Below are 16,631 nucleotides of genomic sequence, written 5' to 3' on the forward strand. Positions count from 1 at the left end.
CCGGTCAAGGGCACCGATGGTCATGAATGTGAACCACGGTCAACAAAGAGAACGATTTTACTTCTCCTTGACCTTTGGGGGCGTTGTCTCGGGTGCGCTGCCGAACACACGATGAACGCACACTTCGCCGGGCGCCGCTTGCCCGAACGCACGGTCCGACAACAGTCACCGGGAACGGAAAGGGGAGGAAGCAGGGAAGGGGAGGAAGGAGGGAAGGGGAGGAAGCAGGGAAGGGGAGGGGGCGACGGTCGCCGCCTAGCGCATCAGCTCGCCCGCGTTGACCAGCAGCGACTGGCCCGTGATGGCGCGGGCCCGGTCGGAGGCCAAGAAGACCGCGGTGTCGGCAACATCGGCGTCCGTCGCCAGTTCGGGCAGTGCCATCCGCTCGGTGAGCCGGCCCAGTACCTCCGGCTCCGGTACGCCCTCGTTGTGCGCCGTGAACCGTACGTACGCCTGAACCGGCGGGCCCCACATCCACCCCGGCTGCACGGTGTTCACCCGTATCCGGTCCGGCCCCAGCTCGCGCGCCAGCGAGTACATCGCCGAGACCAGCCCGCCCTTGGATGCCGCGTACGCCGCCTGCTGCACCTGCGACGGCGCGGCGACCGACGACTGGGTGCCGATCATCACCACCGACCCGCCGCCGCGCGCCGTGAGCGACGGCAGGCAGGCGCGGGTCATCCGCAGGGTGCCGAAGAGGTTGACGTCGACGACGCGGCGCCAGGAGTCGAAGTCGGCGTCCTTCAGGCCGCCGAACAGCGAGTCCAGTGCGGCGACGTGGATCACCGCGTCGATGCCCCCGAACCGCTCCACGGCGAGCGCGGCCAGCGCCTCGCACTGTGCCTCGTCGGCGATGTCCGTCGCCCGCCAGGCCGTACGCTCCCCCGAGGGGTCGATGTCCGCCGCCGATTTGGCGAGGTTCTCCTCCGTGCGGGCCCCCAGGACCACCGATGCCCCGTCCCGTACGCAGGCCGCCGCGACCTGATGGCCGAGCCCGGCCCCTACGCCCGAGACGACGACGGTCTTGTTCTGGAGCAGCATGCGCGCCTCCCGGCCCCGGGCCAATCCCTGACGATGCGTCAGGCAGGTCGTCAGGGTAGGGCCGGGGAGCCGGAATGGCCAGAAGGGAGGGGCGGTTCCGTCAGCTACGGCGCCGCATCGTGCCTCACCCGTCCCGGCGCGCACCCTCCAGCGCCTGCTGCAGCCGGGCCAGGCCCTCCCGGATCTCCTCCGGTGAGTGCGTGACGAAGGACAGCCGGACCGCCGCGGGGTCCGGCGCCCCGGCGAAGAACGGCGCCCCGGGGACATACGCCACGTCATGCCGGACGACCTCCGGCAGCAGCGCCGTCGCGTCATACCCCGCAGGCAGCGTCGCCCATACGAACATCCCGCCCGCCGGACGGTTCCACCGCGATCCCTCCGGCAGCGCCGCGGACAACCCGTCCACCAGCGCGTTCCGCCGCTCACGGTAGGCGCCGCGCACCCGCGCCAGGTGCGCGTCCAGGTCCGCGACCGTCAAGTACCGTGCCGCGGCGGCCTGGTCGACCGTCGAGGTGTGCAGATCGGCGGCCTGCTTGACGACGGTGCAGGCGCGCCGCAGCGCCGCCGGGGCGCGCAGTGTGCCCAGCCGCAGGCCGGGCGCCATCACCTTGGAGAACGAGCCGAGCAGCACCGTACGGTCCTCGGCGCCCGGGAACGACGCCACCCACGGCTGCGGCTCGCCCTCGAAGCGCAGCTCGCCGTACGGGTCGTCCTCGGCGAGCCACAGCCCGCGCCGGGCGGCGACCTGCGCGACCGCGGCCCGCCGCTCGGCGGACAGGGTGCGGCCCGTCGGGTTCTGGAACGTCGGGATGACGTAGAGCAGCTTGGGGTTCTCGCGCGCGGCGATCTCGTCCAGCGCGGCCGGGTCCAGGCCCTCGTCGTCGGTCGGCACCGGCACCACCCGGGCCCCGGCGAGGGAGAAGATCTGCAGGGCCGCGAGATAGCAGGGGTCCTCGACCAGCACCACATCGCCCGGCTCCAGCAGGGCGCCGGCCAGCAGGGACAGCCCCTGCTGGGAGCCGGTGGTCACCAGCAGGTCGTCGGCATCCGTGGGCAGCCCGCGCGCCGTGGTGCGCGCCGCGACGGCCGCGCGCAGCGCCGGATCGCCCTCGCTGGTGGAGTACTGCAGCGCCCGCCGCGGCTCCTCGCTCAGCACATGCCGGAAGGCCGCCGATATGCCCGTCGCGTCGAACAGCTCCGGCGCGGGCAGCCCGCCGGCGAACGAGATGACCTCGGGCCGGGCGGTGAGCGCCAGGATGTCGCGTACGGGGGAGCTGCCGGTCCGCGCCACGCGGGCGGCGAGTGCGGGGACGGGCGCGGTGGCGTCGGCAAGGATCGCGTTCGGCATAACGGCTCCAATCGCTCGGATCGCGGGCTGCGCCGGCCGCCGTACCCAGCGTTAACCGGCGTTAGCTGCAGAGGGCGGTGAGCTTAAGCGGCCGGGTGGCCGGTGCGCAGATCCGCCCGCATCGTGGGCAGCTCGACCGGTATGCCGCCGTATCGCTGTGCGCCCTGCCCCGCCCCTCCCGTTCTGACGCAACGTCAGCTACACCTGTCTGTCATGACCGAGGACCGCGAACACAGTGAGCACATCGAACCCGTCGCGCCCGTCGAGGACGCCGCACGCGCCACCATGAACGAGACCTACGCCGAACTGGCCGCCGTCGGCCCCTACGGGGTGCACCCCGGACATGCGCTGATCACCATGGTCGAACCGCATCCGGGCCATGAATACGCCTACAACCGCTGGTACGAGGACGACCACTACATCGCTGGCGCGATGGCGATGCCCTGGATCTTCGCCGGCCGCCGCTGGGTCGCCACCCGCGAACTCCAACTGCTGCGCTACCCCGCGAAGTCCGCCGTCGCCCAGCCGGTCACCGCCGGCTGCTATCTCTCCACGTACTGGCTCACCGAAGGCCGCTACGACGAGCACATGAAGTGGACCGTCGGCATCAACAGGCGCCTCAACCGGGACGGCCGCGTCTACCAGGACCGCACGCATGTCTTTACGGCCTTCCAGGACCACGCGGCGACGGTCTACCGGGACGGCGCGGCGGGCCCTCGCGACTTCCATGCGCTGGACCACCCGTACGCCGGGCTGATCCTGGAGGTGATTGACGCGGACGGCCCGGAGCGGCGGGCGGAGCTGCTGGAGTGGCTGCGCACCCGGCATCTGCCGCGGCGGCTGGCGGGCTCACCGGCCGCGATGGTCACCGTCTTCCGGCCGACACCGCTGCCGGGTGACCGGATGTCGTATGTGCGGCAGGTCGAGGGCGTCGACACCCGGCTGACGCTGTTGTGGTTCCTCCAGGAGGACCCGCGTGCGGCCTTTGCGGCACACTTCGCCGACCGGGAGGCGGCGGTCGCGGAGTCCGGGCTGGGCCGGGTGGAGCTGGTGGCGCCGTTCCTTCCGACCGTCCCCGGGACGGATCGGTATGTGAGCGAACTGCGCTGAGACGAGAGGCGGTTCGCCGGTACCTGAGCCGGCGGGTCCGCCTGCGCTGCCGGGTCTACCTGCGCTGCCGGGTCTGCCTGCGGTGCCCGTGCTGTCCGGGCATGGCCGAGCCCCCTCGGCCGGGACGGCGATCCAGTCGAGAGGGCTCGTGTCCGCGCGTATTCGTGCGGACCGGGATGCATGAGGCTCAACTCATGCCAGGTCGAACGAGCCGCCGGCCACGTCCGACACAAAGCTGCTCCAGGCGGAGTTGTCGAACGTGAGGCGCGGACCCTCGGGGTCCTTGGAGTCGCGCACCGCGATGGCTGCCGAGGTCGGCACGGCCATCTCCACACAGGCGCCGTTGCCACCGGAGTACGAGGACTTCGTCCAGGAGAACGCGGAATTGGGCTGAACAGCCATTTTCACTCCAACTCACTCTGAGTTACCGCGGATTCGGTAGTGCTGACGCTACGCGCCAACATCACGAGCCGCAGAGGCCGTTCACCCTTCCGAATGTCATATTCCTTGATCTCTTTTCATGGTGAGGGGTGCCGGTGTACCGTGCGATCCCGTTATTCGGAATGCGATATTCCGCACCTCGCGACCCCCTTTCCCCCTTGGTGCCCGCCCGTCCCATTCACCCCATGGCGTCCGCGTGTTCCTTGGCCGCGGCGGCGATGAACTCCCGGCTCTGGTCGGCGTTCAGCGCCTGTGCACGCAGGTGCTCATACATGATCGTATATTTGTGCACATCGTTGGTTTTCTCCAGATACAGATCACTGGTGACGCCCTCGATGTACACCACACTCGAATCGGAGGCGTCGTCGAATTCGAGGATGGAGAACGTCCCCGACATGCCGGCGTGCGCACCCGTGTCGTACGGCAGCACCTGCACCGTCACATGCGGCAGATGGCTCATCTCGACGAGGTGCTCCAGCTGCTCGCGCATGATCAGATGGCTGCCGACCACCCGCCGCAGCGCGCTCTCGTCCAGCACCACCCACAGTCGCAGCGGGCGCTTGGGGTCGTTGACCCGTTCCTGGCGGCGCATCCGCACCTGGATGCGCTTCTCCAGATTCTCGGGCGCGAGCTCGGGAACCGCGCCGGGAATCACCGCCTCGGCATAGCCGGGCGTCTGCAGCAGGCCGGGCACCAGCAGCGATTCGTAGACCCGCAGCGAGGCCGCCTCGGTCTCCAGACCGATGTAGACGCTGTACGGGATGTCACCGAAGGCGTGCCACCAGCCTTGCTGGCGCGAATCCTTGGCCATCTGCATCAGTGAATCGACTATGCGGTGATCGTCCACTTCGTAGACCCCGCACAGATCGCGGACATCGCGCTGGCTGATGCTGCGGCGGCCGTTCTCGAGTCTGCTGATCTTCGATTGGGAGACCAACAGCCGCTCGGCCACCTGCTCGGCCGTCATGCCCTTTTCCTCGCGCAGCCTGCGCAGCTCCTGGCCCAACCGGCGTCGCCTGACGGTGGGGTTGATAGTGGACGCCACGGGTAGTGCACCTCCGGCTCCGTACTGCTGATGTGTTCTGTCCAGCAGGGTGCCACTCCGATGCCACGCCGCGCAGTCGAATGGACACAGAAGGCGAGCGGGCATGCGCGTGGGGTGGCGGTCGGGCCGTCGTCCAGAACGGCCGGACCGCCACCCCACGCCTTCCTGCTGCGGCTCCCGAACGGTTCTGCGGGATATGGGATGTGGGTGTTGAGGGGTGGTGGTGCGGGTGATGCGAGTAGTGCGGGTACTGGTACTGCCCTGCCGCGTCAGCGAGCGCCGACGCGGGCCATGCTGCTGTGAGCGTGCCGCGACTGCACCGGCACACCGGCCGCCGGCTGCCGTACGGCTCCCGGTCCTGCGGCCTGCGCCCGCCGGGGCTGTACCGCGGCACCGTTCTGCACATCCATGACGGCGTGTGCGACCAGCCCGCCCATGGGGTCGTGCCGGATCAGATCCCGGAGACGGGAGCGTGATGAGCGCCCTTCGTTCCCCGGGTAGAGGTGCTTGCCGAGTCCGACCGCATGGGCCAGCGCGGCGAGCGCCGCGGTCCGCGGGTCCGGTGGTACGCCGGTGCGGATCGCATTGTCCAGCCGGACCCTGATTTCCCGGCTGACGGCCGACTCCGTCGCCTGGTAGCGCGTCGTCGGCAGCACCCCGCACATCTGACCTGCTACGGCATGCACCATGCCGCACCGTTCCAGATGCGTGAGATACGTCTGGCGCAGCCCCAGTCGGGGCCCGCCGATCCAATGGACCGCACGCACCGGACTGCCGCGTCGGCGCAGCAGTTCGAGCGCGGAGTCCAGAGTCGGATCTCCTGTCGGCCGTGGCATCACCACGGCGATACGATCCCCGTCTGGGGCTATCCGTCCTGCCAGAGCCAGCTCTACTAGCTGGGCCCCGGCCAGGCCGAGGTCGAGCGACTGCGGCTGCGCTGTGGTGCCCGTGGTCGGGTCCAAAGCGAGCAGCAGAAGCTCCTCCGGAATTGTTCTGCGGCTCCTGCCCATCCATGCCTCCCCGCGTGGATGAATGACAGGGTGACCCCTCTCACATTCATCTGTCGAGGGTGCGTGGGGGGTTCGGTAGGGAACCGGTAGGTATGTCGTTCTCGTCTAGCACGTCGGCGACATCTTCCGTGGGGTGCGGCGCGTGCTGGTTCGCGTGGCGGCGGGATGGCGCCGCGCGGACACAGGAGACTTGGAAACACTGGCTGTGGTGGAGCGGTGCGACGTAGTGAAGGAGACATCGGTGGCGGGCGAGTCCCCCGGCAAGTCGGACAAGAAGCAGTCGTCGGGGGAGACGGCGCGGAGCGAACGCGATCCGCGCCTGTCGGTCTTCCGCGGGGAATCGGACGCGGCGGACGCGGCCGTGGAGAAGGCGGAGCCGGAGGCGTCGGATGAGGCCTCGGTGGAGCCTTCCGGCGAGGCGGCGGAGTCGGTGACGGCCGCGGAGGCCGATGCGCAGTCCGAGCCGGAGGCGGACCCGGAGTCGGACCCGGAGGCGGAGCCTGCGTCCGGGAAGGGCTCTGAGGCGGCACAGGCGGCCGCGGCGGGGGACGGGGACGCCGGGGGTGGCGATGACCGTCTGCGGGCCGCTGTGGCGGCTTGGGTCGCGGAGACGGGCGATGAGGACGGGGGCGCGGACGGGGACGCGGGGAAGGCCTCGGAGAAGGCCTCGGGTGCCAAGGGCGCTGCGGACGACGATGCGGATGCCGACGACGCTGGCGATGACGACGATGACGGCGATGACGGCGATGACGGCGATGACGGCGCCGAGGGTGACGTCGCGGACGCCGGCGGTGGCGACGGCGCAAAGTCGGTAGCAAAGCCGGACGTGACGGACGCGGACGAGGCCAAGCCTGCGGCGAAGGCCGACGCGAAGGCGAAGGCGGAGGGCAAGCCTGCGGCCAAGGCCAAGCCTGCGGCTAAGGCCGACGCTGAGCCTGAGGCGAAGGACGCTGCCGACGCCGAGCCTGAGGCGAAGGACGCTGACGCCAAGGAAGCCGACGCCCCCAAGTGCGAGGCCGACGCCGAGCCTGAGGCCGAGTCCGAGCGCAAGCCCAAGGTCGTCGACCAGCCCACGGCCGTGTTCAAGATGGTCGGCCCCCAGAAGCGCAAGGGCGGCGGCAAGGGCGGCGGCAAGGGCGTCGAGACGGACGGCAAGAAGGACGGAAAGGCGGACGGCGGCGAGGCCGGGGGCGACGGGGCGCCCGTCGACGAGGCGACCCGGACGTTTGCCATCGCGAAGAACAAGGGGAAGGCCGCGGCCGGTCAGACCGTCGACCAGCCGACCACCGCGTTCAAGATCACGCCGCCCGGCAAGGACAAGCCCCAGGACGAGGACAAGCCGAAGGACAAGGGCAAGCCGAAGGGCGAGGGCAAGGGCAAGGGCGAGGGCGAGCCCAAGGGCACGGACGGCGGCAAGGACGGCGGCAAGGCCGCCCCCAAGGGCAAGGAAGCGCCCAAGGGCAAGTCCGACGAGCGGGACGCGGAGCGGACCAGTCAGTTCGTGGCGCTGAAGTCGGCGGACGACGGTGCGGCGGGGAAGTCCCTCGGCAAGACGGCGGACCGTACCCCGGCCCGTACCCCCGGCAAGGCGCTCGACAAGGCCGCCCCCGCGAAGGGCCCCGGCGAGCTGCCCCCCGAGGCCCCCGCGGCGCCGGCCGCCGCGCCGGCCGCCACGCCCGCCCCACCGCGTCACGAGCCCGGCGCGCTGCCCGAGTCCGAGCGGACCCGGCAGGAGCCGCTGCCGCCGCTCGACCTCCTGGCCAAGCTCACCAACACCCCGCCGCCGCCCGAGACCACGCTGCGCACGGTCGTCCGCCGGTTCAAGATCTGGACGCCGCTGGCGGCGCTGCTGGCGATCATCTTCGTGGTCGTCCAGGCGGTGCGGCCGCTGCCCAACCCGACGCTGGTCCTTGGTGACGCCAAGTCCTCGTTCACCTTCGAGGGCGGCAAGCTCTCCATCCCGTGGCCCGAGCACGGGCAGGCGGCGGTCAAGGTTGTGGGCTCCGGCGAGCTGGGGTCGTTCGGCGAGCAGAAGCCGGTACCGACCGCGAGCGTCGCCAAGATCATGACGGCCTACGTCATCCTCAAGGGCCACCCGCTCAAGAAGGACGACAAGGGTCCGGACATCGAGGTCGACGCCACGGCGGTGGCCGAGGGCGGTTCCACGGACGAGTCGCGGATCGAGGGGCTCAAGGCGGGACAGCGGTTCAGCGAGCAGGACATGCTCAAGATGCTGATGATCCCGTCCGGCAACAACATCGCCCGGCTGCTGGCCCGTTGGGACAGCAAGTCCGACAATGTGGCGGCGTTCGTCAAGAAGATGAACGATGCCGCCAAGGACCTGGGCATGAAGAAGACCACCTACACCGACCCCAGCGGCCTGGACCCCAAGACCGTGAGCACCGCCGTCGACCAGCTCAAGCTGGCCGAGGCCGTCATGAAGTTCGATGCCTTCCGGCCGATCGTGGCCATGACCAATGCCGAGATCCACGGACTGCCGGGGCGGATCAACAACAACAACGACAATCTGCTGCTGGCCGGGCTGAGCATCAAGGGCATCAAGACCGGTTCCAGCACAGCGGCCGGCGGCACGCTGTCCTGGGCGGCCTACAAGACCGTGGACGGCAAGGACCGGATGATCCTCGGCACGATGATGGACCAGCACTTCAAGGGTCTGGACCCCAACGCCTCCAACAGCCTCACCATGGTCAAGGACAACAGCAAGAAGGTCATCGAGACGGTACGCAACGCGCTGACCTCGGCCACGGCGGTGAAGAGGGGCCAGATCGTAGGCTACGTCGACGACGGCCTGGGCGGGCAGACGCCGGTCGTCGCCACCAAGGACCTCAAGGCGGCCGGAGTTCCGGGCCAGAAGCTGAAGTTGAGCATCGGCGACGGCGGCAAGACCGTCCCGCACACCGCGAAGGCAGGGACCACGGTCGGCACGTTGACCGTGGGCAACGGCGCGAGCGTGCAGAAGGTTCCGGTGGCCCTGCAGAAGGACCTCACCGAGCCGACGTTCGGGTCGAAGCTGACGCGCATCGGCTGAGGCGAGTGTGGAGCGGGGCTCCCGGATCTAGCGCTGCTAGATTCGGGGGCCCCGCCGCTTTTTGAGCCCCGGCGGCGTCATCCCCCATGCGTCCGTACGAATGACCGGAGCCCGTCATCGACGCAGCGCAAGCACAGAAGACGACGTTCGTGTCCGCCCTGGCCGCCCGTGGTGACCGGGCGGCGCAGCGGGCGGTGGTGCTGACGCCCTCCGGGCTGATACTGCTCCTGGGGGCCTGGGGCATCCGCCGACAGGACGCCATCTGGCGCGACGAGGCGGCCACTTACGACATGGCGCACCGCAGCCTGGCCGACCTGTGGCTGACGCTGCAGCACGTAGATGCCGTACACGGCCTCTACTACGCGCTGATGCACCTCTGGTTCGCCGGCTACGACGCGATGCTCGACGGCGCCCTCGGCGAGGTGATCGGCCTGCGGCTGCCGTCCGTCACCGCCATGACCGCCGCCGCGGCCGGCGTCGCGCTGCTGGGGCAGCGCCTGGTGGGGCGCCGCGCGGGCCTGTTCGCCGGCGTCACCTTCGCGCTGATCCCCGTCGTGCAGCAGTACGCGCAGGAGGGCCGCTCGTACGCGATGGTCTGCGCCGTGGTCGTCTGGGCGACGTACGTCCTGGTGTCGGCCGCCACCCACCCGCGCCGCACGCTGTGGTGCGCCTATGCGGCACTGATGCTGTGCGCCGGTCTGCTGCACGAGTTCGCCGTGCTGGCGCTGCCCGCGCACGGCGCCGCCCTCGTCCTGGCGCGGCTGCCCCGCCGGGTGCTGCGGGCCTGGGCCCTGGCCGCCGTCACCGTTCTCGCCGGACTCGCCCCGCTCGCGGTCTTCAGCACCCGGCAGTCGGCGCAGATCGGCTGGCTCATGTGGCCGGACCCCGTTCAGCTGCTGACGTTCGCGGTGCTGGCGGTGCTGGGTGCCGGCTGCGCCCGGGTCCGGGTGCGCTCCCGCGGGCCGATCGGCCTGCGCGCCGTCGGCATCCCCCTGCTTCTGCTGCCCACCCTCTTCCTCTTCCTCCTCTCCTACGCCGAACCGGCCTACGTCGACCGCTACGTCCTCTACTACGTCGCCGGCTTCGCGCTGCTCGCCGGCGCCGCGCTGGCCCGGTTGCTGCGGCCGGTCGGCGAAGACGGCCAGACCCGCGCGCGGTGGCTGCGGCGGACGGCGGTGCCGGTGCTCGTGGTGGCGGCGCTGCTGCCCGTCGACGCCCATCTGCGCAGCCCGGACAGCCGGGTCGACGACGCCACCGCGGCGGGCCGGGCCGTACGCGAGATGGCCGTTCCCGGCGACGGGCTGCTGTTCATGCCCGCCCGGCGCCGGATCTGGAGCGCGCCGCATCCGCACGAGTTCCGCGGCCTGAACGATCTCGCCCTGGCCAGGAGCCCGGTGGCCTCGCACACCCTCTACGGCACCGAGCACTCCGGCGACACCATCCGCGCCCGGATACTCGCCACTCGCCGGATCGTCGTCGCCGGTGACCCGGACGGCCAGCCGGCCGACCTCAACGACCAGGAAATCGCCAAACGGGCCACGCTGCGGGAGGCGTTCGAGGTGTGCGCCAGTACCGAGGTCCGCGGCGCCCGGATCTCGCTGTACCGGCGGCCGGGGGCGTGCGGGGAGGGCGAGGCGGTGGCCGGGGCGCCGGGGCGCGGTGACGCGTGCGGCTGCGCTCTGCCTGGGCGTACATTGCCCGGCTCACCCGGCTCCGCCGCCAGGGCGTGCCGAGGTTGTCGGGCTCGGGCAGGTGCGACGCAGGTACCCGCGGTCGCCGTCCCGTAGGCGGTCGTACGGGCCTGCCGCGCGCAGCACCACGTCCAGTACGGCGCTCGGATCGGCGGCGTAACTGTGCGCGAACCAGGGCATGTTGGCCTCCACCACTGCCCAGCGACCGTCGTCCAGCAGGCCCACGTCGACCGCCGCCGCGGTGGGCAGCGGGGCGAGGCCGAGCAGCCGGGCCGCGAAGGCGTGGACGCCGGACGCATGCGGGTCCTGGTGGAGCGGCGCGGGGTCCAGGCGGCCGTGGACGGCGTAGCGGGTGGCGGCGGCGAGGGCGCCGTCCAGGAGGAACAGCCGGTACTCGGCGGTGAAGGAGACGGCGTCCGAGACCAGGACCGGGGTCTGCGGCGTGGCCGCGGGCAGCCGCGCTCCGTCCCTATACACGCCTGGCGGGAAGGACTTGTCGCTCGGCGGCTTGGCGAAGAACGGGCGGCCGGAGCGACGCCGCGCCGCCTCCGCGTACGTCGTCAACTCGATGTGCCGGTGCGTGAGTTGGCGGGGCAGGCGGGGCAGCCAGTCGTCGGGCGGCTCCAGCAGGCCCAGGCGCAGCGGCTCGGCGATGCGGTCGGCGAGGCGGGGGCCGCCGTACCAGTGCACCGTCCGCCCGGTCAGCGCGCGTACGGTGGCCGGGCCGGTCAGCGCCGCCGTCTCCAGGCCGCGCCGGGCGGCCGCCTCGGTCAGCAGCAGGGCGGTGCTGGTGCGCTGCGCCGAGATCAGCAGAGTGGGGGCCGGTTCGGGGGCGCTCACGGCCGGTGCGTCGGCTGTGGCGGGTGGAAGCTGCGGACGAGTTCGATACGGCCGACGATGTGGTGGTTGAACTCCTCCAACTCCTCTGCAGGGACCCAGAGTTCGAGGATGGTTTCGCCGCCCGCCTGGCGTACCGGATAGCGGTCGAGGAAGGCCGCATCGACCTCGAAGCGGGTGACATGGCCGACCCCGGAGGCCGGGACGTTCCAGTCGCGGGCGATCCGTATCGCGTAGTCCTCGTTCAGTACGGGATAGAAGATCGGCTGGTCGGGCAGCCGCGGCGGCCAGGCGCGCCAGCCGGACGCCTCGACCAGGGCGAGCTCCTCGGGGCCGGTGGGGCGCCAGAGAGTGCGAGTGGGCGCAGGCCGCCCGGAGGGCGTCGTTGAGGGGGTGGCGGGCTCCCGGTGGGCGGGGGTGGCCTCGGGGCGGGGCGGCTCGGGTGTGGCGATCATGGCCGTACGGTACGGGGGGCCGCGGGGTCCCGGCCCTCCCTTTTCACACCAGCCGCGCCGCCGCGTCATCGATGCCGAGCAGGTCGTGCAGCGCGGCCGCGCCGTCAGGGGTGAGGCGTACCGCCCGGCCGCTGCCGATCCGGCGGACCCAGCGGCGTTCCAGCAGACGGTCGCAGAGGCGGGCGCCGGCCGTGCCCGCGAGATGCGGGCGGCGCTCGGTCCAGTCCAGGCAGCCGCGGGCCTGTGGGCGGCGCCCGCTGCGCAGGGCGGCCGCCTCGATCCCCAGGGTGTCGGTGAGCCAGTCCCGTCCGGCGCCGGTGATTGCGAAACCGCCGTCCTGGTCGAGAAGTCCGCGCTCCGTCATGGCGTCCGTGATGGCCACGCCGAGCCGCCCGGCCAGGTGGTCGTAACAGGTGCGGCCCCGGGCCAGCGCCGCGGACGCACCGGCGGCGCGCAGCCCACGGGGCGGGGCGGTCGGCGGGTCCAGGTGGGCGGTGAGGGATTCGAGGAGTTCGGCGACGCGCGGGCCCGCGAGCTGGACGTACCGGTGGCGGCCCTGACGCCGCTCGACCAGCAGTCCGCCCTCCGTCAGCCGGGTCAGATGTTCGCTCGCGGTCGAGGGCGCGACCTGGGCGTATGCCGCCAGCTCACCGGCCGTCCAGGCCCGCCCGTCGAGCAGCGCCAGGCAGAACGCGGCCCGGGTACGGTCCGCCAGCAGCGCGGCCAGCCGGGCGAGCTCGGCGCCGTATGCGGGGCCGTCGCAGCCGTTCGCCGGAGCGGGAGTCGGGATCGGGGTCATGTCATCCATTGTCCGCCGCGATACTTCGGCACCCGCCGAAACGATCCGCTCCTACGGTCGCGGTATGAGCCCTACCAGCCGCCCGAGCCCCGCCGCCTTGTCCGCCGCCGCCTTCCGCGCCCTGCACCACGCCGACGCGCCGCTGCTGCTGCCCAACGCCTGGGACGTCGCCTCGGCCGTCGCACTCGCCGACGCCGGATACGCGGCGATCGGCACCACGAGCCTGGGTATCGCCGCGGCTCACGGATACCCCGACGGCCGGGGCCTCGCCGAGGTGCGGGACGCGACGACGGCCCTGGCGCGGCGGCTCGAGGGCCGGCTGCCGTGCCCGTACACCGTCGACATTGAGGGCGGATACGGCGGTGGAGGGGACCGGGCGGCCGACCGGGTGGCCGGCCTGGCCGCGGAACTGGCGGCCGCCGGAGCCGCCGGAATCAACCTGGAGGACGGGCTGCCCGGCGGCGAAGGGCTGCAACTCCCGGTGCGTCAGGCCGAGTTGATCGCCGCGGTGAAGGAACGCACCCCGGACCTGTTCCTCAACGCCCGGATCGACACCCACTGGCCGGCCGACTCCCCGCCACCCCTGGCGGTCACGCTCGACCGCGCCGAGACCTATCTGGCCGCGGGCGCGGACGGCATCTTCGTACCGGGCGTCGTGGCGGACGGGGAGGTGTCGGCCCTGGTGGCCGCCGTCCCCGCCCCGCTGAACATCCTCTTCGCCCCAGGGCGGCACACCGTCAGCCGACTGGCGGATCTCGGCGTACGCCGCATCAGCACCGGCTCGCTGCTCTTCCGTACGGCCCTGGGAGCCACCCTCGCGGCGGCGGAGTCCGTGCTTACGGGGCGGCCGCCGGGTGACGGGGTTCCGGGGTATGCGGAGGTGCAGCGGCTGATGGGGGAGAGGTGAGGGGGAAGACGTGAGCGGGAGGGCGCGGGGAGCCGGGAGGGGCCGAGGGGCCGAGGGGCGCTACCGGGGGTGGCGCTCAGGCGCGCTGTGCTCGGCCGGCCCGTCGTGCGCCGGCGGTCCGGGCCGGGTGGCCCTCGTGGCGGCGGCGGAGTGCGACGATGCCCGCGCCCGCGGCGCCGAGCGCGCCCGCGCCGCCGATGAGCCCTGCCTTGGGCAGATGGCCGATCCTCGTGGCGACTCCGGCCAGCCCGTCGTCCGGCAGCATGATCTCGGTCCGGCTGCCTGCGGGCGCGGTGGAGTCGGCGGCGAAGGCGGCCCCGGCGGGAAGCACCAGGACGGTCAGCGCGCCGGTCACGACGGCGGCGGTGCGGAACACGGAGCGGCGCTGGGCCGGCATGGGTACTCCTCGTCGTGGGCGGCTGGGCCGCCCTGGGGATGTGGCCTGAGGCAGCACGTTACGGAGCGTCCTTAACGGTGACCCATACGTTGTGTAACAGTCACCAAGATCTCTGCTGTAGGTCGTGTGACGGAACGGCCGACAGATGGCCCTCCTGGAGATTCCTCGCCCCGCCGCGTTGGGTAGCTTGGTCACGCTATGGACCGGTATATACCGGATCCGGGTGTCGGCTGTCCGGCGTATCCGGTCGCAGGTGGAGGCGAAGGGTGGTGGTGACATGCCGCGGTTGCCGAGGCGGGCCCGCGCCGCCCTGACCTCCCTCGCCGCACTGGCGCCGCTGCTCACCCTCCTCGCCGGCTGTGCGGGCCTGGGGAGACTCAAGAGCGACGGGGAGGCGCGGGACGTGAAGGCGCCGGTCGCCCTGTGGTCGGAGTATTCACCCGCACCGCTCCGCCGGGAGGAGAACCCGGCCGCGCGCCGGCCCGTACCGGGTCTCGCGCACATCCCCAGCGGCACCATGGCGGCCGCGGACCCGCTCACCGTCCTCGACGCCGACATCGCCGCAGGCGGCGCCGCCCCGCCCGCTGCGAAGGCGGTCCGCCGTCCCGTCCTGCATGACCTCACCGGCGACGGCAAGCCCGATCTGATCATGGCCGTCGACCTCGACCGCCGGAACAGCGAGCTGCGCGTCTACAGCGTCCAGAAGCAGATCGTGACCCGGGTGCTGGTGCTGCGCGGGGTGCTGGCCGGTGTCGAGCTGGCGGCGGGGCATCTCGTCATCCGGGAGCCCACCAAGGACCCGCGCTACGTCAGTGTCACCGACTACGCATGGGACAACGGCGAGATGGGGCTGTGGGACCTCACCCTCGACGATGCCCGTACGCCGCAGACGCCCTCGCAGCACCCGACGCCCACGGCCGCGTTGACGCCCACTTCGACGCCCACGGCCACTCCCACTCCCACGGCAACGTCGCCTGTTCCGACGCCCGGAGCCGGGCAGTGAGGCGCCCGTCGGTCTCCCTCCGCTGGCAGATCGCGCTGACCGTCACGGCGGTGTGCTGTGCGGTCGCCGCCGTTCTCGGCGTGCTCGTCCACAACGCGGTGGCCCATCAGACCGTCGGTCAGGTCCGCAAGGAGACCCGTAGGGACCTCGACACCGCCCTCGTCCTCTTCGAGTACGGCACCTCGCGCGAAGGCATCAACTCCGTCATCGATCCCCCCGAACTCCCGGCGGAACTCGGCAAGTTGGTGCGCAGTGGCCAACGCGGCAGCATGGTCGGGATGTATCACGGGCGGTCGGTGATGTGGGCGGCGGCGCCCGCGGGCGACCACATCATGGCGGTGTGGTCGCCGTACGGGAGCACCCGGCGCTCCCTGGAGGAGTTCGATACGGCGATCCTCGGCTCGGCCGTCCTTGCCGCCGCGGCCGTCGCGCTCGCCGGGCTGTTCCTCGCGCACCGCATCAGCCGCCGGCTCGGCACGACCGCGGCGGTGGCCCGCCGGATCACCGCAGGCGATCTCGACGCGCGGGTCGGCGACAGCCGGGGCTGGAAACCGGGGCGCGGTCCCGCGGGACATGACGAAGTGGCGGCGGTGGCTGCGGCGCTGGACTCGGTGGCCGGTTCCCTGCAGAGCCGCCTCCAAGCCGAACAGCGCTTCACCGCCGACGTCGCCCATGAACTCCGTACGCCCCTCACCGGCATCCTCGCCTCGGCCGATCTGCTGCCGGAGGGGCGCCCGAAGGAGATGATCAACGACCGGCTGCGGGCGCTGCACCGTCTGACCGAGGACCTGCTGGAGATCTCCCGGCTGGACTCCGGCGCCGAGCACGCCGACCTCGCCGCATGCGAACTCGGCGCGCTGGTCACCCGCTCGGTGCGCGCCACCGGCCTCGACACCGCGGTGCGGATCATCACGGGCGCGGACGCGGTTCCGAAGGGCACAGTCCCCACGGGCACCGTCACCCCGGCCGGGGACACCACGGCCGGGGACACCACGGCCGGGGACACCACGGCCGGGGACACCACGGCCGGGGACACCACGGCCGGGGACACCACGGGCGCGGGCACGGTTGTCGAGACGGACCGCCGCCGCCTCGACCGCATCATCAGCAACCTCGTCACCAATGCCCACCGGCACGGCCGGCCCCCCGTCGTGGTCACCGTCCACGCGCCCCCCGACAGCACCCCGACCGTGGAGGTACGCGACCACGGTCCGGGCTACCCCGACGAGCTGCTCCATCACGGCCCGCAGCGCTTTCGCACCGACGCCCCCGACCGCGGCAAGGGCCACGGCCTCGGCCTGACCATCGCGGTCGGCCAGGCCGCCGTCCTCGGCATCGACCTGCGCTTCGCCAACGTCCCCGACGGCGGTGCCCGCGCGACGCTGCACCTGCCGCGAACCCCGCAGGACAGCCACTGACGCCACTGACGACTGCCGGCCCGGCCACTGACGGCCACTGGCAGCCGCTGACGGCCCCTCCTCGGCTCCCTCCCGTCGCC

General features: G+C 71.9%; 15 protein-coding genes. 6 read left to right on the top strand and 9 right to left on the bottom strand.

The genetic code is table 11. From position 1 onward, the window contains the following. Positions 1-255: 255 nt before the first annotated feature. Together ACZ4S3_RS33170 and ACZ4S3_RS33175 are read right to left on the bottom strand one after the other, a co-directional pair. Complete coding sequence (locus ACZ4S3_RS33170) at positions 256-1,041, bottom strand: SDR family oxidoreductase (protein WP_467941001.1); 786 nt, start codon at positions 1,039-1,041, stop codon at positions 256-258. A 124-nt stretch (positions 1,042-1,165) separates the two neighbouring features. Beyond that, positions 1,166-2,389: an aminotransferase-like domain-containing protein gene (locus ACZ4S3_RS33175; RefSeq protein ID WP_467941006.1), complete on the bottom strand. Its 1,224-nt coding sequence runs from the start codon at positions 2,387-2,389 to the stop codon at positions 1,166-1,168. Positions 2,390-2,674: 285 nt separating this feature from the next. Between ACZ4S3_RS33175 and ACZ4S3_RS33180 the strand changes: the two genes are divergently transcribed. Further along, the gene (locus tag ACZ4S3_RS33180) at positions 2,675-3,499 is read left to right on the top strand and encodes a hypothetical protein (RefSeq protein WP_467941176.1); all 825 of its coding nucleotides are present in this window, start codon (positions 2,675-2,677) and stop codon (positions 3,497-3,499) included. Positions 3,500-3,691: 192 nt separating this feature from the next. Here ACZ4S3_RS33180 and ACZ4S3_RS33185 read toward each other — a convergent pair whose 3' ends face one another. From ACZ4S3_RS33185 to ACZ4S3_RS33195, 3 genes are all read right to left on the bottom strand, one after another. After that, complete coding sequence (locus ACZ4S3_RS33185) at positions 3,692-3,901, bottom strand: DUF397 domain-containing protein (RefSeq protein WP_467941010.1); 210 nt, start codon at positions 3,899-3,901, stop codon at positions 3,692-3,694. Positions 3,902-4,118: 217 nt separating this feature from the next. Further along, positions 4,119-4,985 (bottom strand): helix-turn-helix domain-containing protein, encoded by an 867-nt coding sequence (locus ACZ4S3_RS33190; RefSeq protein WP_467941013.1) that lies wholly within the window; start codon positions 4,983-4,985, stop codon positions 4,119-4,121. 269 nt (positions 4,986-5,254) lie between these two features. Continuing rightward, complete coding sequence (locus ACZ4S3_RS33195) at positions 5,255-5,995, bottom strand: GOLPH3/VPS74 family protein (RefSeq protein WP_467941017.1); 741 nt, start codon at positions 5,993-5,995, stop codon at positions 5,255-5,257. 190 nt (positions 5,996-6,185) lie between these two features. Between ACZ4S3_RS33195 and ACZ4S3_RS33200 the strand changes: the two genes are divergently transcribed. Beyond that, complete coding sequence (locus tag ACZ4S3_RS33200; RefSeq protein WP_467941021.1) at positions 6,186-9,044, top strand: D-alanyl-D-alanine carboxypeptidase family protein; 2,859 nt, start codon at positions 6,186-6,188, stop codon at positions 9,042-9,044. Positions 9,045-9,193: 149 nt separating this feature from the next. Next, complete coding sequence (locus tag ACZ4S3_RS33205) at positions 9,194-10,831, top strand: glycosyltransferase family 39 protein (protein WP_467941025.1); 1,638 nt, start codon at positions 9,194-9,196, stop codon at positions 10,829-10,831. Here the strand turns inward: ACZ4S3_RS33205 and ACZ4S3_RS33210 are convergent. The 3 genes from ACZ4S3_RS33210 to ACZ4S3_RS33220 are packed head-to-tail and all read right to left on the bottom strand — an operon-like array spanning position 10,748 to position 12,826. After that, positions 10,748-11,575, bottom strand: coding sequence for an ATP-grasp domain-containing protein (locus tag ACZ4S3_RS33210; protein ID WP_467941029.1), 828 nt, complete (start codon positions 11,573-11,575; stop codon positions 10,748-10,750). The two genes, ACZ4S3_RS33205 and ACZ4S3_RS33210, sit on opposite strands and share 84 nt — an antisense overlap. Beyond that, a complete protein-coding gene (locus ACZ4S3_RS33215) occupies positions 11,572-12,027 on the bottom strand; it encodes an ADP-ribosylation/crystallin J1 (RefSeq protein WP_467941033.1) in 456 nt (151 codons plus the stop codon). Before ACZ4S3_RS33215 ends, ACZ4S3_RS33210 begins: the two co-directional genes overlap by 4 nt. A gap of 43 nt (positions 12,028-12,070) precedes the next feature. Next, positions 12,071-12,826, bottom strand: coding sequence for an ArsR/SmtB family transcription factor (locus ACZ4S3_RS33220; RefSeq protein ID WP_467941034.1), 756 nt, complete (start codon positions 12,824-12,826; stop codon positions 12,071-12,073). A 64-nt stretch (positions 12,827-12,890) separates the two neighbouring features. Here ACZ4S3_RS33220 and ACZ4S3_RS33225 point away from each other — a divergent pair, with 64 nt between their 5' ends. Next, complete coding sequence (locus ACZ4S3_RS33225; RefSeq protein ID WP_467941037.1) at positions 12,891-13,733, top strand: isocitrate lyase/PEP mutase family protein; 843 nt, start codon at positions 12,891-12,893, stop codon at positions 13,731-13,733. Positions 13,734-13,809: 76 nt separating this feature from the next. Here the strand turns inward: ACZ4S3_RS33225 and ACZ4S3_RS33230 are convergent, their stop codons facing one another. Continuing rightward, the gene (locus ACZ4S3_RS33230) at positions 13,810-14,130 is read right to left on the bottom strand and encodes a hypothetical protein (RefSeq protein WP_467941041.1); all 321 of its coding nucleotides are present in this window, start codon (positions 14,128-14,130) and stop codon (positions 13,810-13,812) included. A gap of 277 nt (positions 14,131-14,407) precedes the next feature. Between ACZ4S3_RS33230 and ACZ4S3_RS33235 the strand changes: the two genes are divergently transcribed. After that, positions 14,408-15,133, top strand: coding sequence for a hypothetical protein (locus ACZ4S3_RS33235; RefSeq protein WP_467941043.1), 726 nt, complete (start codon positions 14,408-14,410; stop codon positions 15,131-15,133). After that, positions 15,130-16,551: a sensor histidine kinase gene (locus ACZ4S3_RS33240; RefSeq protein ID WP_467941047.1), complete on the top strand. Its 1,422-nt coding sequence runs from the start codon at positions 15,130-15,132 to the stop codon at positions 16,549-16,551. The genes ACZ4S3_RS33235 and ACZ4S3_RS33240 overlap by 4 nt, the downstream gene beginning before the upstream one ends. The last annotated feature ends 80 nt before the right edge of the window (positions 16,552-16,631 follow it).

The organism is Streptomyces sp. NPDC028368, from assembly GCF_055565615.1.

Coding starts and splice junctions, on each gene's coding strand:
- ACZ4S3_RS33170 (WP_467941001.1), bottom strand. CDS start 1,041: ATGCTGCTCCAGAACAAGACCGTCGTCGTCTCGGGCGTAGGGGCCGGG.
- ACZ4S3_RS33215 (WP_467941033.1), bottom strand. CDS start 12,027: ATGATCGCCACACCCGAGCCGCCCCGCCCCGAGGCCACCCCCGCCCAC.
- ACZ4S3_RS33220 (WP_467941034.1), bottom strand. CDS start 12,826: ATGACCCCGATCCCGACTCCCGCTCCGGCGAACGGCTGCGACGGCCCC.
- ACZ4S3_RS33225 (WP_467941037.1), top strand. CDS start 12,891: ATGAGCCCTACCAGCCGCCCGAGCCCCGCCGCCTTGTCCGCCGCCGCC.
- ACZ4S3_RS33195 (WP_467941017.1), bottom strand. CDS start 5,995: ATGGGCAGGAGCCGCAGAACAATTCCGGAGGAGCTTCTGCTGCTCGCT.
- ACZ4S3_RS33230 (WP_467941041.1), bottom strand. CDS start 14,130: ATGCCGGCCCAGCGCCGCTCCGTGTTCCGCACCGCCGCCGTCGTGACC.
- ACZ4S3_RS33235 (WP_467941043.1), top strand. CDS start 14,408: ATGCCGCGGTTGCCGAGGCGGGCCCGCGCCGCCCTGACCTCCCTCGCC.
- ACZ4S3_RS33185 (WP_467941010.1), bottom strand. CDS start 3,901: ATGGCTGTTCAGCCCAATTCCGCGTTCTCCTGGACGAAGTCCTCGTAC.
- ACZ4S3_RS33180 (WP_467941176.1), top strand. CDS start 2,675: ATGAACGAGACCTACGCCGAACTGGCCGCCGTCGGCCCCTACGGGGTG.
- ACZ4S3_RS33175 (WP_467941006.1), bottom strand. CDS start 2,389: ATGCCGAACGCGATCCTTGCCGACGCCACCGCGCCCGTCCCCGCACTC.